The 17007-nt window shown below is 64.1% G+C and carries 17 protein-coding genes; 9 read left to right on the plus strand and 8 right to left on the minus strand.

Translation table 11 applies throughout. The features are described from left to right. The coding region (locus AACZ65_RS03385; RefSeq protein WP_339668021.1) for a ribose-phosphate pyrophosphokinase-like domain-containing protein at positions 1–341 on the minus strand (341 nt) is incomplete at its 3' end. Positions 342–443: 102 nt separating this feature from the next. On the opposite strand from AACZ65_RS03385, the gene AACZ65_RS03390 reads away from it, so the two are divergent. Together AACZ65_RS03390 and AACZ65_RS03395 are read left to right on the plus strand one after the other, a co-directional pair. Beyond that, positions 444–1043: a 2-hydroxychromene-2-carboxylate isomerase gene (locus AACZ65_RS03390; RefSeq protein ID WP_339668022.1), complete on the plus strand. Its 600-nt coding sequence runs from the start codon at positions 444–446 to the stop codon at positions 1041–1043. Then, the gene (locus AACZ65_RS03395; protein WP_339668024.1) at positions 1006–1860 is read left to right on the plus strand and encodes an alpha/beta hydrolase; all 855 of its coding nucleotides are present in this window, start codon (positions 1006–1008) and stop codon (positions 1858–1860) included. The genes AACZ65_RS03390 and AACZ65_RS03395 overlap by 38 nt, the downstream gene beginning before the upstream one ends. A gap of 52 nt (positions 1861–1912) precedes the next feature. Here AACZ65_RS03395 and AACZ65_RS03400 read toward each other — a convergent pair whose 3' ends face one another. Beyond that, on the minus strand, positions 1913–4792 hold the full coding sequence (locus AACZ65_RS03400) for a calcium-binding protein (protein WP_339668026.1): 2880 nt from the start codon (positions 4790–4792) through the stop codon (positions 1913–1915). Between the two features lie 166 nt (positions 4793–4958). Here AACZ65_RS03400 and AACZ65_RS03405 point away from each other — a divergent pair, with 166 nt between their 5' ends. After that, on the plus strand, positions 4959–5459 hold the full coding sequence (locus AACZ65_RS03405; RefSeq protein ID WP_339668028.1) for a L,D-transpeptidase family protein: 501 nt from the start codon (positions 4959–4961) through the stop codon (positions 5457–5459). Positions 5460–5462: 3 nt separating this feature from the next. On the opposite strand, the gene AACZ65_RS03410 is transcribed toward AACZ65_RS03405, so the two are convergent. Together AACZ65_RS03410 and AACZ65_RS03415 are read right to left on the minus strand one after the other, a co-directional pair. Then, positions 5463–5852 carry a hypothetical protein gene (locus AACZ65_RS03410; RefSeq protein ID WP_339668030.1) on the minus strand — a complete coding sequence of 130 codons (390 nt, stop codon included), beginning with the start codon at positions 5850–5852 and terminating at the stop codon, positions 5463–5465. A gap of 78 nt (positions 5853–5930) precedes the next feature. Next, positions 5931–6584 (minus strand): YggS family pyridoxal phosphate-dependent enzyme, encoded by a 654-nt coding sequence (locus AACZ65_RS03415; RefSeq protein ID WP_339668032.1) that lies wholly within the window; start codon positions 6582–6584, stop codon positions 5931–5933. Between the two features lie 113 nt (positions 6585–6697). On the opposite strand from AACZ65_RS03415, the gene AACZ65_RS03420 reads away from it, so the two are divergent. Then, a complete protein-coding gene (locus AACZ65_RS03420; RefSeq protein ID WP_037273620.1) occupies positions 6698–7201 on the plus strand; it encodes a DUF3576 domain-containing protein in 504 nt (167 codons plus the stop codon). On the opposite strand, the gene AACZ65_RS03425 is transcribed toward AACZ65_RS03420, so the two are convergent. Further along, positions 7182–7820: a cation transporter gene (locus AACZ65_RS03425; RefSeq protein WP_339668036.1), complete on the minus strand. Its 639-nt coding sequence runs from the start codon at positions 7818–7820 to the stop codon at positions 7182–7184. The two genes, AACZ65_RS03420 and AACZ65_RS03425, sit on opposite strands and share 20 nt — an antisense overlap. Before the next feature lie 74 nt (positions 7821–7894). On the opposite strand from AACZ65_RS03425, the gene AACZ65_RS03430 reads away from it, so the two are divergent. Further along, positions 7895–8347 carry a helix-turn-helix domain-containing protein gene (locus tag AACZ65_RS03430; protein ID WP_339668038.1) on the plus strand — a complete coding sequence of 151 codons (453 nt, stop codon included), beginning with the start codon at positions 7895–7897 and terminating at the stop codon, positions 8345–8347. Here the strand turns inward: AACZ65_RS03430 and AACZ65_RS03435 are convergent. Continuing rightward, a complete protein-coding gene (locus AACZ65_RS03435) occupies positions 8308–9549 on the minus strand; it encodes a glycosyltransferase (protein ID WP_339668039.1) in 1242 nt (413 codons plus the stop codon). The genes AACZ65_RS03430 and AACZ65_RS03435 overlap by 40 nt on opposite strands. A gap of 149 nt (positions 9550–9698) precedes the next feature. Between AACZ65_RS03435 and leuS the strand changes: the two genes are divergently transcribed. From leuS to AACZ65_RS03455, 4 genes are all read left to right on the plus strand, one after another. Then, positions 9699–12242, plus strand: a complete 2544-nt coding sequence (gene leuS, locus AACZ65_RS03440; RefSeq protein WP_339668041.1) for a leucine--tRNA ligase — start codon at positions 9699–9701, stop codon at positions 12240–12242. Beyond that, positions 12229–12720 carry an LPS assembly lipoprotein LptE gene (gene lptE, locus AACZ65_RS03445; RefSeq protein WP_339668043.1) on the plus strand — a complete coding sequence of 164 codons (492 nt, stop codon included), beginning with the start codon at positions 12229–12231 and terminating at the stop codon, positions 12718–12720. Before leuS ends, lptE begins: the two co-directional genes overlap by 14 nt. Further along, the gene (locus AACZ65_RS03450; protein WP_339668046.1) at positions 12717–13745 is read left to right on the plus strand and encodes a DNA polymerase III subunit delta; all 1029 of its coding nucleotides are present in this window, start codon (positions 12717–12719) and stop codon (positions 13743–13745) included. Before lptE ends, AACZ65_RS03450 begins: the two co-directional genes overlap by 4 nt. A gap of 140 nt (positions 13746–13885) precedes the next feature. Beyond that, positions 13886–14473 (plus strand): glutathione S-transferase family protein, encoded by a 588-nt coding sequence (locus AACZ65_RS03455; protein ID WP_339668048.1) that lies wholly within the window; start codon positions 13886–13888, stop codon positions 14471–14473. Here the strand turns inward: AACZ65_RS03455 and AACZ65_RS03460 are convergent. Then, positions 14449–15621: a TIGR03862 family flavoprotein gene (locus AACZ65_RS03460; protein WP_339668050.1), complete on the minus strand. Its 1173-nt coding sequence runs from the start codon at positions 15619–15621 to the stop codon at positions 14449–14451. The two genes, AACZ65_RS03455 and AACZ65_RS03460, sit on opposite strands and share 25 nt — an antisense overlap. Continuing rightward, positions 15618–16946 (minus strand): mechanosensitive ion channel domain-containing protein, encoded by a 1329-nt coding sequence (locus AACZ65_RS03465; protein ID WP_339668052.1) that lies wholly within the window; start codon positions 16944–16946, stop codon positions 15618–15620. Before AACZ65_RS03465 ends, AACZ65_RS03460 begins: the two co-directional genes overlap by 4 nt. Positions 16947–17007 lie beyond the last annotated feature (61 nt).

Raw genomic sequence — 17007 nt, forward strand, 5'->3', positions numbered from 1 at the left:
GTGCGCGCCTTGGAGCGGCGATCCTGACGGGCATAGCCGAAATAGGGGATCACGGCGGTGATGCGCGCCGCAGACGACCGGCGCAGCGCGTCGGCCATAATGAGCAGTTCCATCAGGTTGTCATTGGCCGGGTTCGACGTGGGCTGGATGATGAACATATCCTCGCCGCGCACATTCTCGTAGACCTCGACAAAGATTTCCTGATCGTTGAAGCGTTCGATCCGGGCGTCGACCAGACCGACATTGACGCCGCGATGCATCGACATCCGCCGGGCAATCGCCGTGGCAAGCGGCAGGTTGGCATTGCCCGAAATGAGCTTGGGTTGCGATGTGGCTGGCATGATGGGGTCCCCGGCTGTGCAATATGACAGATTCGTGATGTTGACACCGCTTAGCATGTGGTCATGCTCAGGCAAAGCGATGCAGCAAAGGAACGCGCCGAAATGGCTCATATCGACTATTATTTTTCGACCCTCTCCCCCTACGCCTATCTGGCGGGCACGGGGCTTGAGGAGATTTCGGCACGGCATGGGGCCAGCATCACCTACAAACCGCTCGATATCATGGCGCTTTTTGCGCGCACGGGGGGGACGGCACCTGCGGACCGGCATCCAGCGCGCACTGCCTATCGCGCTCAGGAATTGCCGCGTCAGGCCAAGCGGCGCGGCATGGCGCTGACGCTCAAGCCCGCCTTCTGGCCCACCAATCCTGCGCCCTCGTCCTATGCCATTATCGCGGCGCAGGCCGCGGGGGGTGGTGATCTGGGAGGGCTGGTGCAGTCCATCCTGCGCGCCTGCTGGGCCGAAGAACGCAACATTGCCGAGGATGAGGTGATCCGCGATTGCCTGAGCCGCGCCGGGTTCGATCCCGCCCTGGCCGACAAGGGTCTTTTGAGCGGCGCGGAAACCTATGCCGCCAATCTCGAAGAGGCGGTCGCGGCGGGCGTCTTTGGCTCGCCCTTCTATGTGGTGGACAGCGGTCAGAGTTTCTGGGGTCAGGACCGGCTTGAGGATCTCGACCTGCATCTGGCGGGCAAGCTCTGATCCCATGCCGGCGGGGCTGAGGGGCGGGTTTCCGACCCATTGGACAGAGTTGGGCAGTGGGCCGCGTCACGCCTTGGCGATCCACTGCTCACTGTCGCATGGTGGCAGCTGGGGGCCGCTGGCGCGCGAATTGAGCGGCGCGCTGCGGCTGACGGCGTTCGATCTGCCGGGGCATGGGCAGAGCGGGGCATGGGCGGGCACGGGCGAGATTCAGGCGGTCAGCACCGCAATGGCGGCGGATTTTCTCGATAGGCGCACGGATGTGATCGGTCATTCGTTCGGCGCGACGGTGGCGTTGCGACTGGCGGTGGAGCACCCCGATCTGGTGCGCTCGCTGATTCTCTACGAGCCGGTGTTCTTTGCCGTGGCCTTGCATGATCAACCGGCCTTGCGCACAGGTCACGAGGCCGAGATGGCCGACTATGCGGCAGGCATGGCGACGGGGGATTTTCTGCGGGCGGCCGAAGGGTTTACCCGCGTTTGGGGCGACCGGCGCGGCTGGACGGCGTTGCCTGAAGGGGCGCGGATGGCAATGGCGGCGCAGATGCCGTTGATCGAGGCCGCGACCGATGCGCTCTACGGGGATTCCGGCGGGATGCTGTCGAGCGGTGCTTTGGAGAGGATCGGCGTGCCGGTGGTATTGCTGGAAGGGAGCGAGTCCTCCGCGATCATTGCCGCGATCAATGCGGGTCTGGCGGCGCGCATACCCGAGGTGCTGCGCGTGGTGGTGCAGGGCGCGGGGCACATGGGGCCGATCAGCCACGCGCGGGTGGTTGCAGAGGAGATTCGGGGATTTCTTGGGGAGATGCAGGATTAACACCTGGCAATGAATCGCGCGGCGACGCTCCGCGCCCTGTGCCGCGCGGGGGCTACATCAAATCACTGAGCGCCACAGCCTGACCCGGCGCATCGGCGAATTCGACCGCTTCGACATCGACCAGCACGACCGCGCCTTGCGGTCCCTCAAGAATCACCCGCGCGCCCTCGCGCCCGATCCCGTATGCGTCCCGCCCCCCCGGCAGAATGGCCAGATCGCGGCCCGCGCCGCCGTGTATGCGGTCAGCGCCACCGCGGCCCACGAGCGTATCATCGCCCGCACCGCCCAGCAGGATATCGGCCTTGGCCGTGCCCTCGAGCCGTGTGCCCTGCGGCCCGGCGGTGCGCGTCACGCCCTGCAGGAACGCATCCGTTGGCCGCTCGGTATCCCACTGGGGCGCCACCGCATTGGCGCGTATCAACGCGGCCCAGCGGGGGGTCGTGTCGTCGAGATGCCTGAGCGCGCCCCAACTGCCCCATTTCGAAGGGACAGCCACATCAACGAACGCGTTGAAGAGCGTGCCGCCTGCCACTGTCCACCCCTCCAGCAATTCGTCATAGAGCGCGCCCATTTGCGGGCTGTAGTTGAAGCCGACAAAGAACTCTGTCAGCGCGTCATTCTCGACCGCAGCGCCCTGACCCACCACATGCGTGCCGCCCTCATACATCACCAGCCGCAGCCCGTGCCGGTCCGCCACTCCGGCGTGATAGGGCAGGGTGTCGCGCAGCAACTCGCCCAAAGAGCCCTGTCGCAGCGCCTCGGCGGCCAGATCATAGGCCAGATCGTAGCGATGCGCGGCAAGATATGTTTCAGGGTCCGCGCCGGTTTCGGCCGCCTTGGCGCGGGCGATGGCCGCGCTCGTGGCGATCCAGCCCAGGACGGTGTCTTGCTGATCCTCGCCGCCCAACTCATAGCCGAAATAGCCGGTGACGGCATAGGCATCAAAGCGGGTGACGGGCGGCGCGGTCAGGTGCCCGTGCTCAAGCGCAAGAGGGGCCATCAAAAGCGGCTCTTCCAGCCCCGGCCAGCCGGTATGGGTGCCGACCACGATCTGCAAGCGGTTCTCTTGCCCCGCGAATTCCGCGCGCCAGATGTCGGCCATTTGCGCCGCGCGCAGGCCCGCGAACTGCATCCAGGCGTCATCGCTCGCGTCATCGCCCCAGAGGGCCAGCGCCTGATCTCGGACCCAAGCGGTCTGGGGAAACATGAAATTCCACAACTCGTTGGAATATTCCACATGCGCCTTGAGGGCGGGGTCCAGATGGTCGCGCATATAGGTAGCAAAGGCGCGGATGTATCCGTCATCGGCCATATGCGGCATGTTCACCCAAGGGTCGGCCCCGATCTGGTTGGCGAGATCCGCCATCACCTCGACCGGCACGCCGCGCCAGACATAGGTGGCATCCTGCGGTAGGGGGCGATCCTGCCAAGTGACCTGCGGCGCGCCATTGGTGAACATCCAGTCCATGAAGCGGATTACGCGCAGGTCTGCGACTTTGTCGATCCAGAGCGGGTTGAAGACCACGCCAAGCTCATGCAGGGCCAATTGATCCTCGCGCACGACCGTAATGTTGCGAAGCGGATCGGCGGGATCGGTTTCCAAGAGGCTAAGCGCAACGGGGCCATCGCCCGGCGTCACATCAAAGCGCACCTCGCGCTGGCCATAGTCATAGCGCACGTTATCGGCCCGTCCCACCACCCGGATCACGCCGGTGCCGGTGTAGCGCAGCACATAGCGGCCCCTCAGATGGGTGGCCCCCTCGGGTTGATCGGTGAGAATGAACGCCTCGAGCGCCTTGGCCCCGTCGGGCAGCGCGAGCGGCCAGCCGTATTCGTCGAGATAGCCGCCCGCCAGAAGCGCCTCGGTCGAAAACGCGCCCCATTGATCGGAGGTGTGACCGACCCAGGGTCGCGCGGTCTTCATCACATCGACGAAAGGGTGCTGGCTCGACCAGTCCGCGATGCCGTTCAGCCCCATGCCGAGGCTGGGATTGGCGAGGCCTGCGCCGGGGGGGGGCGTGACCTCTGCCTTGGCCTCTTGCGCCGTGGCCGCCGCCGCTGCGGTATCGCGCAGGCCGAGGGCCTGGGCGATTTCCTCGGCCAGGCGCGGGTAGAGGTCGCGCACCAGCGGATGCAGGGTTTCGGGCAGATCGAACCCCGCCGGCGCGGGGGTCTCGTAGAGCGCGGTATAGGTGACGAGAGCGGCCAGAAAATACTGCGTGGCCGTGCCGTGCGGCGCGTCATCGGAATAGAGCGCCTCGACGGGGATTTCCTCCAAAAGGCCGGTTTGCAGGCCTGAGAGCACAGAGGACACCGGCAAAAGCGTGATCTCGACATCCGGCCGCGCGGCCTGCAACGCCGATACATAGGCGCGGAACCAGTCGTGATAATCGCTGAGGGCATAGCCATGCCAGCGCCGCAGGTTGCGGTTCGAGGGCGGAAATCCACGGGTAAAGCCGCCCATGTCGGGCCAGCCTTCGTAGATCACGATACGCGCGCCGGGCCAGTCCGTCATCGCTCCGTCGATCACGTCGAGTGTCATCGACACCGGGCTGGCATTGGTGGGATTATCGCCTTCAAAGGCCGCATCAGGCGCTTGATACTGAATGAAATTCGCGGGCGTGATGAGGACGGTATCGGCGGCGCCGCGTCGCGCAGTCACGCCCTCGAAGGACCAGTTGGGTGCCACACCCTGCGCCGCGAAATCCCGCAAGAACCCCCATTGACCCGAGAGCGCCAGATCGCGCCCGCCCGCCCGCGCCAGCCGCGCCAGCCAATAGGGCACATTGGTGGCCGGATCGTCGCTGAGGTGATGCACCAGCGAATTGCCAAACACATGCGCTGAGAGCGCCGCGCGCTCGGCCTGGGCCGGGCCAGTGCCCTGAGCGCCCATGATGAAAAGCGCCCCGATGAGGCCAATCAGATGTCGCACGGTTCGTTCCCCCTGTCTTTGCCCTAATATAGAGACGGGGCGCGCATCTTGCCACTCTCTGCGGTGGCATGGGGGAGGGGCGGGGTTTTGAGTATTTTTGCCAAGAAGAAGGCAAGGTTCGGCACTTCCCGCTTTGACTGCGAAACGGGATCGGGCAAAAGAGGGCATGACGCCCGATGATCTGGTTCTCACCCCTCTTGGCCTGCGGTTTCGCGGGCGGCGCTATCCCTGCACCTTGGGGCGTGGCGGGGTGTCGGCGCGCAAGCGAGAGGGGGATGGGGCAACGCCGCAGGGCGAACATCGCATCGTGGGCCTCTTGTATCGTCCGGACCGCATGGCGCGGCCCACCGATTGGGCGGTGCCGATCCGGCCCGGTGATCTGTGGTCGGATGACGCGGGCGATGAGGATTACAATCTCATGGTGCGCGCGCCCTATCCGCATAGCCATGAGGTGCTGCGCCGCGCCGATCCGCTCTATGATCTGGTGTTGATCACCGATTGGAACTGGCCGCATGCGGTGCGGGGGCGCGGATCGTGCATCTTTGTCCACCGCTGGCGGCGGCCCGGCTATCCCACGGCGGGCTGTATCGGGCTGCGCCCCGATCATCTGCTGCATATCGCGCGCCAGATTACCTATGGCGCGCGGTTGATCGTGCCGCCGCGCTGAGGCTTATTCGGGATATTTGCGCGTTGCGGTGGCGCGGGCCAGAACTTTTCTGTCGGCGCGGGCCGTGGCGGTCCAGACATAGGTGTGCACACCGCCCGGCGGACAGGGGCTTTTGTATTTGAAGGCTCCGAAAGGTAATTTTCCGTCACTCCCGACCTTCAGGCGACCACCGCCGTGGCTATAATTGGGCGCATCGCGATCCTTGAGGGTGAATTCGATCGAGGTGGTGCCGGCGGGAACGCCGCGTAGAACAAAGGCGGGGCTGCCGACGGTATTGGGATTGCCCGTGCGGCAGGATGGAATGTCGCCCCACTCAAACGAGATGGTAAATTCTGCGGCAGCCGTGGATGCGGACAGGGCAAGAGCGGCAAGGGACAGGGAGAAAAGGCGCATGAATTTCACTCCAGATGGATGACTGTCTGAAATGCTAGACGAACTCACCCAATCTGGCAAATTTCCAATGTCGTTGCCTCAGCCGTAATCGCGTTCGCCAAAAATGGCAGAGCCCACGCGGATATGCGTGGCACCTTGGGCAATCGCGCGCTCAAAATCGCCACTCATGCCCATCGAGAGGCCCGAGAGACCGTTGCGTGCCGCCATTTTGGCCAGAAGCGCGAAATGAAGGCTGGGCTCTTCTTCGACCGGGGGGATGCACATCAGCCCCTTGACCGGCAGATCGAGCGCGCGGCAATCCGCCACGAAGCCATCCACATCGCCGGGCAGAACGCCCGCCTTTTGCGGTTCTTCGCCGGTGTTGACCTGCACGAAGAGATCCGGACAGTGCCCCATTTCCTGTGCCAGACGTGCGATGGCCTGAGCGATCTTGGGGCGGTCGACGGAATGGATGGCTTGAAACATCTCCATCGCCTGTCGGGCCTTGTTGCTCTGCAGGGGGCCGATGAGGTGCAGGATGATGCCGGAATAGCGCTCTTGCAACGCGGGCCAGCGGCCGGCCGCCTCTTGCACCCGGTTTTCGCCAAAGACCCGATGCCCTTGGTCAAGAACGGCGGCGACGCGATCCTCGGGTTGCACCTTGGAGACGGCGATCAATTCCACATCCCCTAGCGTGCGCCCTGCTGCGGCGCAGGCCTTGTCCATCCGTGCCCTGATTTCGCTCAGACCCATGACCGTCCTCTTTCATTGCCTTGGCTCTTGCATGCCACAGGGGCCGCCCCCGGCACAAGTGCGCGACAGGCTGTCAAACGGCTTGCCCCTTGGCCCCGCCTTGGATAGTAGAGATGGAAACAATCCCGGACGGTGCCATGACCCTTTCGCGTTTCAAGATCTTCGGCCTGACGGCGGCCTGTCTCGTGCTTCTGAGCGGGTGCGGCGGGTTCAAGAACGCCACGCTCGATGACGAGGCGATGCGCGTCAAGGGCGGGCGCGAGCGGCAGGTTGCCGCCGACGATGGCTCTTTGCTCGATGCGTTTCGGGGGGCCAAGGACACGGTCAAGGTCAATCGCTTTCTCTGGACGGCGTCGCTTCAGGTGCTGGATTTCCTGCCGATCGAGGCAGCAGATCCCTTTACCGGCGTGATTTCCACTGGCTATGGCACGCCGCCGGGGGGTGGTCAGGCGTATCGCGCCACGATTCTGATCAGCGATCCGGCGCTGGATGCGCGGGCCCTCAATGTCGCGTTGCAGACCCGGGGTGGCCCGGTCGATGCCGCCACCGAGCGCGCCGTCGAGGATGCGATCCTCAACCGCGCGCGGCAATTGCGGATCAACGCGGCGAAGTTCTGAGGCTCGCGTCAGGCTGACGGCGCTCTTGCAGCGCCTGTCGGATGATCTGTTGCGATGAATTGACAAAAAGTGCGGCCATGAGGCCGGCCACGATCAAGTCGGGCAAGCCCGTGTCCGTGCCCCAAACCGCGAGCGCGGCGAGCATCACCGCAACATTGCCGATGGCATCGTTGCGAGAGCAGAGCCAGACCGAGCGGACATTGGCATCGCCGTCCTTGTAACCCATGAGCAAAAGCACGCTGGCCATATTGGCGGCCAGCGCCAGAACGCCGATGGCCCCCATGATCCCGGCCTCGGGCACGCCCAGATAGAACAGCCGGTAGACCGTGCTGCCCAGCACCCATAGCCCCATCGCCATGAGGCTGATACCCTTGAGCAGCGCCGCCGTGGCGCGCACGCGGAGGGTTGCACCGATCACGGCAAGCGAGAGCCCATAGGTCAGCGCATCGCCGAGAAAATCCAAGGCGTCGGCCTTGAGCGCCTGCGATTGTGCGGTCTGGCCTGCGATCATTTCCACCGCGAACATGGCCGCGTTGATGGCGATCACCATCCAGAGCCGCCGTTTGTAGGCGGATGAAAGCCCATCGAACCGGGCCTCATGACCACAACATCCCGCCATGCCGCACCTCCTTTGCATTTGCGTCAGGGGCAATGTAATCTCTCTAGTCACTAGAGGTTCAAGAGGGTTTGGCGATGTTTCTCTCAATCGGTGATCTGGCGACCCGAACGGGCGTCAAGGTGCCCACCATCCGCTATTACGAATCCCGTGGCCTGCTTGCGGCCCCGGTGCGCAGCGCGGGCAATCAACGCCGATATGGGCGGGCAGAGTTGGAGCGGCTGGGGTTCATTCGCCATGCCCGCGATCTGGGCTTCTCGCTCGAGGCGATTGCCGCGCTGATCGAGTTGCAGGATCACCCGGACCGCGCCTGCGCGAGCGCCACCCGAATCGCGCAAGACCAGCTTGGGGCCGTGCGCGAGAAGATCCGCCGGTTGCGCGCGCTCGAATCCGAGTTGGCGCGCATCGTGGAGGGGTGCACAGGTGACGGGGCGGCGCGTGATTGTTATGTGCTGGCGTCTTTAGCAGATCACGACCTGTGCAGCCGGGATCACCCGGCCGATGCCAAATCCTCGACCCAGCTGAGCTGACGCGGCAGGCATATGCTGCGCAGGTCATAGTGTGCGCGGATCAGGTCGCGGGCGTTTCGGCCCAATCTTGCGCGTTCGGCTTCATCCTCCAACAGCGCGCAAATCTCGTCCACAAGGGCCGTGCGGTCGAAGAAATCCACAAGCCGCCCGGTTTCGTTCTGGGTGATGACCTCGCGCACAGGTTCGGTATCGCCCGCGACAATCGCCGCCTCGCAGGACATCGCCTCCATCAGTGACCAACTGAGGACAAAAGGATAAGTCAGGTAGACGTGCACCCGGCTGACCTGCAAGAGCCGCAGGAATTGATCATAGGGAATGCGCCCGAGGAAACGCACCCGCGCCCAATCGGCATCCGAAATCTGACCGCGGACCTCGTCGATGAAAATCTGTTTCCATGTCTGCCCCTTGGGGGGGCGTGCGCCATAGCTCACTTCGTCCCCACCTACGATCAACACCGTGGCATTGGGACGCTCGCGCAAAAGGCGGGGAAGCGTGCGCATGAAGACGTGATAGCCGCGATAAGGCTCTAGGTTGCGGTTGACGAAGGTGATCACCTCATCCGCGCGGGTCACATCGCACAGGCCTTCGATGGTCAGGCGCACATCGGGCAGGGGGGTGGCCTGAACCGTGTCGATGCCATCGTGGCTGACCGTGATCCGGTCGCGGAAGGGCTGGGGAAAGGTATCGGCCTGAAAGCGGGTTGGGCTGATTCCGGCATGTCCGGTCTCGAAATGCAGATGGTTGTTGATGTTCTTCATCCGGATGCGCAGCGCCTCGGCCTCGGTGTTCTTGGCCGCGAATTCGGGATCGAAGTTGAGATGGGGATAGCCCGCGAGGTGATACAGCTCGCAATAGAGGCCCAGCTTCGCATTTGGCCAGACGTCGCGCAGGAAGAGCGACTCGCCCCATCCCGGATGCGCAAGGATGAGATCGGGGGTATAGCCCTGTTCGCGCAGGGCCACCGCCGCGCGCCAGCACGCTTCGCCGCGCGTGACCTTGGTATCGAGGTCGACCAGCCAGGGATGCAGGCTCTGCGCGTCGCGCTTGGGCAGGGCATAGGGGATCACCTGCACGCCCTGCCATTTGGTTGCCTCTTTGACCCGCAGGGTGAGGGCGACGCAATGATGCCCCTGGCCTGCCAGAAGCGGCGCCAGATGTTTGTATTGGCCGGGGAAATTCTGATGAATGAAAAGGATTTTCATGGGTATCCGCATGTCAAAGGTCAGGTGCCGTTATAATCAGACGTTCCGCCCGCGCAAACCCCTTGCATTTTTGCGCGCGCCCACTGGACCCGCGCGGCCCAACCGCCTATCACCCCCTGCAACAACCCTATCAGCAAGAGGTGCGCCGCATGTCGCGCTATGCCGCCAGTGACGTCGAAAAGAGATGGCAAACCGAGTGGGACGCCGCCGGGATATTCCGGGCGCGGCGCGATGAGACGCGCCCGAAATATTACGTGCTGGAAATGTTCCCCTATCCGTCGGGGCGCATCCACATGGGCCATGTGCGCAATTACACCATGGGCGACGTGGTGGCGCGCTACAAGATCGCGACGGGGCATAACGTGCTGCACCCGATGGGCTGGGACGCCTTTGGTATGCCCGCCGAGAATGCGGCCATGGCGAGCGGCGGCCATCCCAAGGATTGGACCTATGCCAATATCGCGGACATGCGCGCGCAGATGAAGCCCTTGGGCCTCAGCATCGACTGGTCCCGCGAATTTGCCACCTGTGATCCGGAATACTACGGCCAGCAACAGTCGCTTTTCCTCGATTTTCTCGAGCACGGGCTGGTGTATCGCAAGAATGCGGTGGTGAACTGGGACCCGGTCGACATGACGGTTCTGGCCAATGAACAGGTGATCGACGGCAAGGGCTGGCGTTCCGGCGCGGATGTGGAGCGGCGCGAGTTGACGCAGTGGTTCTTCCGCATTTCGGATCACGCCGAGGAATTGCTCGAGGCGCTGGACGGTCTTGATAACTGGCCCGCCAAGGTGCGGCTGATGCAGGAAAACTGGATCGGCAAATCGCGCGGGCTGCAATTCGCCTTTGGGCTGATTGATGGGCCTGAGGGGCATGACCGGGTAGAGGTTTACACCACGCGGCCGGATACCTTGATGGGGGCGTCGTTCGTCGGGATTTCGCCGGATCATCCGCTGGCCAAGACGCTGGAGCGCGAGCGCGCCGATGTGGCGGCGTTCTGTGCCGAAGCGCGCAAGGGCGGCACCACCGCCGAGGCGATTGAAAAGGCCGAGAAACTGGGTTTTGACACTGGGCTGCGTGTGCGCCATCCCTTTGATACCGCATGGGAATTGCCCGTCTATATCGCCAATTTCATCCTGATGGATTATGGCACAGGCGCGATTTTCGGCTGTCCGGGGCATGATCAGCGCGACCATGACTTCGCGCGCAAATATGATTTGCCCATCGTCGATACCTTTCTGCCGGTCGAGGGCGATCACGACATTCAGGCGGCCCCCTATGTGCCGCTCAAATCGGAATCCGTGCGTTACACGCGACTGGTGGCCGGGGACGAGGTGCAGACCGGCGATGCGGGGGTCAACGCGGCGATTGATTTCTGCGAGGCCAATGGCGTGGGACAGGGCGTGACCAAGTTCCGCCTGCGCGATTGGGGGTTGAGCCGCCAACGCTATTGGGGCTGCCCCATTCCGGTGGTGCATTGCGATACCTGCGGCGTGGTGCCGGAGAAGAAGGAAAACCTGCCCATCCGCCTGCCGGATGACGTGAGCTTTGATGCGCCGGGCAATCCGCTGGATCGGCATCCGACATGGCGCGATTGCGCCTGCCCGCGTTGTAATGCGCCCGCACGGCGTGAGACGGACACGATGGACACGTTTGTCGATTCAAGCTGGTATTACGCCCGCTTTACCGCGCCCCATGCCGCCACGCCCACGGATATGGCCGAGGCCGAGTATTGGATGAACGTGGACCAGTATATCGGCGGCATCGAGCACGCGATCCTGCATCTGCTCTATTCCCGCTTCTTCGCACGGGCGATGCAGATTTGCGGCCATTTGCCGGCCAAGGCGATCGAGCCCTTCGATGCGCTCTTCACGCAGGGGATGGTGACGCATGAGATTTACCAGACCCGCGACGGGGCGGGGCGGCCGGTTTATCACCTGCCGGAAGAGGTGACGGACGGCAAACTCTCGGATGGAACGGAGGTCGAAATCATCCCCTCCGCCAAGATGTCGAAATCCAAGAAGAACGTGGTCGATCCCTCGACCATTATCGCGCAATACGGGGCCGATACCGCGCGCTGGTTTGTTCTGTCTGACAGCCCGCCTGAGCGGGATGTGGAATGGACCGCCTCGGGTGCTGAGGCCGCGCACCGGCATCTGAGCCGCGTTTGGCGCATTGCCGCCGAGATCGCGGCGAGCGACACGCCCGCCACGCCGGAAGATGACACGCTCTTGCGTGAGATGCACAAATGCATCGACGAAGTGACCAAGGGCATCGACAGTTTCGGCTTTAACGCCGCGATTGCGCGGCTCTATGCCTTTACCAATACGCTGGCCAAATCGCAGGCGGGGACGGGGGCGAAGACCACCGCCGCGCGCACACTGGCGCAGCTCATGTCGCCCATGACTCCGCATCTGGCCGAGGATATTTGGACCATGTTGGGGGGTGAGGGGCTGGTTACGACCGCACCTTGGCCTGTGGCCGATCCCGAGATGCTGATTGACGACACGGTCATTCTGCCCATCCAGATCAACGGCAAACGTCGGGGCGAAATCAGCGTGCCCGCCGATATGCCGAAATCCGAGGTTGAAAAACTGGCGCTGGCCCACAATGCTGTGGTCAAGGCGCTGGAGGGGGCCCAGCCCAAGAAGATCATCGTCGTCCCCGGACGGATCGTCAATGTCGTGGTGTAACCGCCGGTTTCTTTTGCTGTCTGCGCTCGCTCTCGTTGCGGGATGCGGCTTTGCGCCCGCCTATGCGCCGGGCGGGGCGGGATCGGCGCTGATGGGGCGGGTGGCGGTCGAGGCCCCCGATACCCGCGCGACCTATCTCTTGACGCAAGAGATCGAGACACGGTTGGGTCGGCCCGCCAATCCACGTTACGCGCTGATCCCGGTCGTCACGCTGAACACGCAGGCCATGGCGATCAACCGCAACAACGTGGCGTCGCGGTTTAACCTGTTGGGAACAGTGGCTTATAGCTTGCGTGATCTTGAGACGGGGGTGATTGTCACCTCGGGCGATGTCACCAGCTTTACCGGCTATTCCGCGACCGGCACGACAGTGGCCGTGCAGGCCGCAGAGCGCGACGCCGAGGCGCGGCTAATGGCGATTCTCGCCGATCAACTGTTGATCCGCCTTCTGGCCGCAGACCTGCCCAAGCCCGAATGAAGCTCTCGCCGCGCGATGCTGTCCGCTACTTTGCCAAGCCAGAGGCGCAGCGCACGGGCATTTTGATCTATGGTGCTGATGCGATGCGGGTGGCGCTCCGGCGTCAGGAACTGCTGGCAGCGTTGCTTGGCCCCACAGCCGATGAAGAAATGCGCCTGAGCCGGATGCCCGCGGGCGATTTGCGCAAGGACCCCGCCGCGCTGATGGATGCGGTCAAGGCGCAAGGGTTTTTCCCCGGTCCGCGCGCGGCCTTTGTCGAGGACGCAAATGACACGGCCGCCGACGCCATTCTGGCGGCACTCAGCGACTGGCAGGCGGGGGATGCCCAGATCGTTGTGACCGCTGGCGCGCTCAAGCCGACATCGCGGATTCGCAAGGCGTTTGAGAGTCATCCCAATGCCTATGCCGTTGGAATCTATGATGATCCCCCCAGTCGAGAAGAGATCGAAGCAACGCTTGTCCGCGCCGGTCTGGGGGATGTGCCGGGACCGGTCATGGCCGATCTCACAGCGCTCGCGCGCGATCTCGATCCCGGCGATTTCCGTCAGACCATCGAGAAACTGGCGCTCTATAAATTGGGAGATGCCACGCCGCTGAGCGCCGCGGACATCGCAGCCTGTGCGCCTGCCTCGACCGAGGCGGACTTGGACGACATCCTCAATATCGTGGCTGAAGGACGCTCGGCTGAAATTGGTCCGGTGATGCGGCGGTTGAAGGCGCAGGGCACGCAGCCTGTCGGTCTGTGCATCGGGGCCACGCGGCATTTCCGGGCGCTTTACACTGCTGCGTCGGATCCCGGAGGCGCGGCGCAGGGCATCGCACGGATGCGCCCGCCCATTTTCGGGCCGCGCCGCGATCGGATGCTACGGCAGGCGCAGGGCTGGGGCGCGGAGCGGTTGCAACAGGCGCTGACGATCCTGACCGATACCGACCTCACGCTGCGCTCTGCCGGACAGCGGGCCCCCGAGATGGCGCTGGTCGAGCGGGCGCTGATCCGGTTGGCGATGCTGGCCGGGGCGCGGTGAGAAGCTCTGGGGCGACTGTGTTCGTTCTCCCCCCGAACACGAGCGCGTGATCTCCAGCCGCTTGTCGTCGCTGTCCCCGTTGCCTTGACCGGACCTTTGGGCAATGGTGCCGCAGTACAAATCAAAGGGGGGAAATCGCCATGTATGATGTCATCGGTTCGAGGGCCAGCCGGGCCTTTCGGGTGCTGTGGTTGCTCGAGGAAATTGGGGTAGAGTACAACCACCTCGCTGTTGCCCCCCGCTCGCCCGAGGCGCTTGCGGCCAACCCCTCGGGCAAGATCCCGGCGCTGCGGGATGGTGATGCGGTGTTGACCGATTCCACCGCGATCATGACCTATCTTGCCGATAAGCATGGGCAGTTCACCCATGCCCCCGGCACCGTGGCACGGGCGCGTCAGGATGCGTTGACGCATCAGATTCTCGATGAGATCGACGGCACCCTCTGGACGGCCGCGCGGCATAGTTTCGTGCTGCCCGAGGAGCACCGCGTGCCGGCGGTCAAGGAGTCGCTGAAATGGGAATACGAGCGTAATGTCGCGCGGATTTCCGAGGCGCTGACCGGCCCCTATCTGCAGGGGCAGACCATGACCATCGCGGATGTTCTTCTGGCCCATTGCCTGATGTGGGCGGGCAAGGCCGGGTTCCCGGATGCGGGCGAAAAGCTCAATGATTACGTGGCGATGATGCTTGCGCGCCCGGCCTGTCAGCGGGCTGCCGCACTCCCCTGAGCGTAAGCGGCGGCGTGCTGCCCCGCCCAAACCCCGGTGGCAAGACAGGCGGTCAGCAGGTAGCCGCCGGTTGTCGCCTCCCAATCGAGCATTTCCCCGGCGGCGAACACGCCGGGGCGGGCGTGCAGCATGAGGCCCGCATCCAGCGCCTCGAACCGCAGCCCACCGGCAGTTGAGATGGCCTGATCCATCGGGCGCGGCCCGTTGAGGGGCACCGGCAGGCTCTTGAGCAGGGCGGGCAGATCGGTGGTGCTTCGGCCAAATTCCATCACCAGCGCCAGTTTCACGGGATCCAGGCGGAACGCCTTGCGCAGGCGGTTCTTGAGGCTGTCGCTGCTTTTGGTCTGGCGCAGGCGGTTCGCGACCTGGGACAGGCTCAGGTCGGGCAGGAGATCGAGCTTGAGAGGCGCACCATCGCGCAAGGCTGCGCTGACCTCATAGAGGCCGCCCCCCTCAAGCCCCTGGTTGGAAATGATGAATTCCCCGCGCGAGCGCATGGTCCCGGCGTGCAGTTCCACGCCCTTGACCGGCTGGCCGAACTGCGCCGTCATATGGGGCGACCAATCGACCAGAAAACCCATGTTGGCGGGGCGGAAGGGGGACAAGCTGGCGGGGTCGAGATGTGCCGCCCATGCCCCGTCCGCGCCAAGTCGCGCCCAGCTTGCGCCGCCGCAGGCCAGAACCGTCACGGTGGGGTGCAGGCACTGCATGCCCTCGGGCGTGTCGAACAGCGCTCCGCCCTCCCAGCCGCACCAGCGCCAACGGGTGCGGATTTCGACGCCCAAGCCGTGCAATTCGGACAGGAAACTGCGCAGGAGGGGCGAGGCCTTCATCACGCGTGGAAAAACCCGGCCGGTTGACCCGGTGAACACCTCTTGCCCAAGGTCGCGCGCCCATGTCTGCACCGCGTCTGGGCCAAAGGCACTGAGCATCGGGCGCAGGGTGTCGGCGCGGGGGCCATAGGCGGCCAGAAAGGTCTCGAACGGTTCGACCTTGGTCAGGTTCAACCCGGATTTGCCCGCCATGAGGAACTTGCGCCCGACCGAGGGCTTGGCCTCTGCCACCAGCACGCGCAGCCCGGCCCGAGCGAGTTCGCGCGCCGCCATGAGGCCCGCAGGCCCGGCCCCGATGACGAGCGCGTCGGTCATGCCGCTGGGGTTGCCGGGGCGGTCAGCCCCCGGTGATGGAGCACGCGCTGCGGATAGGGCATTTCGATCCCCTCGGCGCGCAGCACATTCCAGATCGCGAGGACGTCGGATTGATATTTGCCGGTCACGTCCTCGATCCCATCGACCCAGTATTCGACCGAGAAATCCACGCTGCTCTCGCCAAAGGCCTTGAGTTCGCATTCGGGGGCATATTTCCCGTCAGGCAGCACCTCGGGCACGGCGGCGACGGCGGGCTCCACGAGGGCCGGAATCCGGTTGATGTCGGTGTCGTAGCTGACCGAGAAGGCGGCCTCATAGCGATGACGCTTGCCTGCGTCGGAATAGTTCACCACGCGGGAGGTGATGAAATCCTCATTGGGCACCACGATCCAGCGGCCATCCACGGTTTCCAGAATGGCGGCGCGGGCGGTCATCTTGACGATGGTGCCCTCGGAGCCGTCATCAAGCACGACGTAATCGCCCACGGTTGTCTGGCCCTCCAAGAGCAGGATCACGCCCGAGACGAAATTGGCCGCGATCTGTTGCAGGCCAAGGCCGATGCCCACGCCGAGCGCGCCGCCCAAAACGGCAATCGCCGTGAGGTCGATCCCCATGATCGACATCAAGAGCAGGAAGGCTGCGCCAAAGATCACGATCTGGCTGGCCTTGATCGCGAGTTCACGGGTGGCGGGGCGCAATTCCTCGCGGCGCTTGATGAAATCCTCGGATTGGCTGTTGGACCAGCGCCCGAGCCAGAAGAGAAGCGCGCCAGAGACCGCGCCACGAAGCAGGGCAAGGGCGGAGAAGCTGATATTGCCCAGATCGACCGAAATCGCCGCAAGCCGTTCGTTGGCCAGACCGAGAAGATCAAAGAGATAGAGCAGCGCCACGGGCATGAGCACGAAGCGTCCCAGAACCCGCAAGAAGGGATCGGTCAAGATGTCGCGCACGAACAGGCGGGCAGCGAGAACCAGGAACAGCCGCTTGCCGAAGGCGATGACATCGCCCGAGCCAAAGAGCGAGCGTGTCACGCTCTCGCCCATGCCGGTGAGGCCATAGGCGAGCAGCGGCATCAGAAGCGGCAGGAACATGAGGATGAAGCGCCGCGCCGAGGCTAGGATGTTGTCTTGGTCGGCGGGGGGCGTGAGCACGCGGGTAATGGTCGGGCGTATGCGACGGGTGATCATCACAGCCAAGAGCCACGCCGTCACCAGAAGGCCGAATTGCGACCAAGCGGCGGGGCTGAGCAGCCAGCCCTTGGCCAGATCCCAGCCCTGCATTGCATAGCCCAGCGCCTGTCCGATGATCTCTGGCTGTCCGTCCATCACACACCCCTTGCCTTTTGACCCGCTCGCGTCATCCTCTTGCCCGCAGGCAGCAAAAGGA

This window comes from uncultured Roseovarius sp., from assembly GCF_963972555.1.
Lineage (GTDB): Bacteria > Pseudomonadota > Alphaproteobacteria > Rhodobacterales > Rhodobacteraceae > Roseovarius > Roseovarius mucosus.

Bases quoted from the DNA above. Each gene is read 5' to 3' on its own strand.
- AACZ65_RS03390 (WP_339668022.1), top strand. From the start codon at position 444: ATGGCTCATATCGACTATTATTTTTCGACCCTCTCCCCCTACGCCTAT.
- AACZ65_RS03405 (WP_339668028.1), top strand. From the start codon at position 4,959: ATGACGCCCGATGATCTGGTTCTCACCCCTCTTGGCCTGCGGTTTCGC.
- AACZ65_RS03410 (WP_339668030.1), bottom strand. From the start codon at position 5,852: ATGCGCCTTTTCTCCCTGTCCCTTGCCGCTCTTGCCCTGTCCGCATCC.
- AACZ65_RS03415 (WP_339668032.1), bottom strand. From the start codon at position 6,584: ATGGGTCTGAGCGAAATCAGGGCACGGATGGACAAGGCCTGCGCCGCA.
- AACZ65_RS03420 (WP_037273620.1), top strand. From the start codon at position 6,698: ATGGAAACAATCCCGGACGGTGCCATGACCCTTTCGCGTTTCAAGATC.
- AACZ65_RS03425 (WP_339668036.1), bottom strand. From the start codon at position 7,820: ATGGCGGGATGTTGTGGTCATGAGGCCCGGTTCGATGGGCTTTCATCC.
- AACZ65_RS03430 (WP_339668038.1), top strand. From the start codon at position 7,895: ATGTTTCTCTCAATCGGTGATCTGGCGACCCGAACGGGCGTCAAGGTG.
- AACZ65_RS03435 (WP_339668039.1), bottom strand. From the start codon at position 9,549: ATGAAAATCCTTTTCATTCATCAGAATTTCCCCGGCCAATACAAACAT.
- leuS (WP_339668041.1), top strand. From the start codon at position 9,699: ATGTCGCGCTATGCCGCCAGTGACGTCGAAAAGAGATGGCAAACCGAG.
- lptE (WP_339668043.1), top strand. From the start codon at position 12,229: ATGTCGTGGTGTAACCGCCGGTTTCTTTTGCTGTCTGCGCTCGCTCTC.
- AACZ65_RS03450 (WP_339668046.1), top strand. From the start codon at position 12,717: ATGAAGCTCTCGCCGCGCGATGCTGTCCGCTACTTTGCCAAGCCAGAG.
- AACZ65_RS03455 (WP_339668048.1), top strand. From the start codon at position 13,886: ATGTATGATGTCATCGGTTCGAGGGCCAGCCGGGCCTTTCGGGTGCTG.
- AACZ65_RS03460 (WP_339668050.1), bottom strand. From the start codon at position 15,621: ATGACCGACGCGCTCGTCATCGGGGCCGGGCCTGCGGGCCTCATGGCG.
- AACZ65_RS03465 (WP_339668052.1), bottom strand. From the start codon at position 16,946: ATGGACGGACAGCCAGAGATCATCGGACAGGCGCTGGGCTATGCAATG.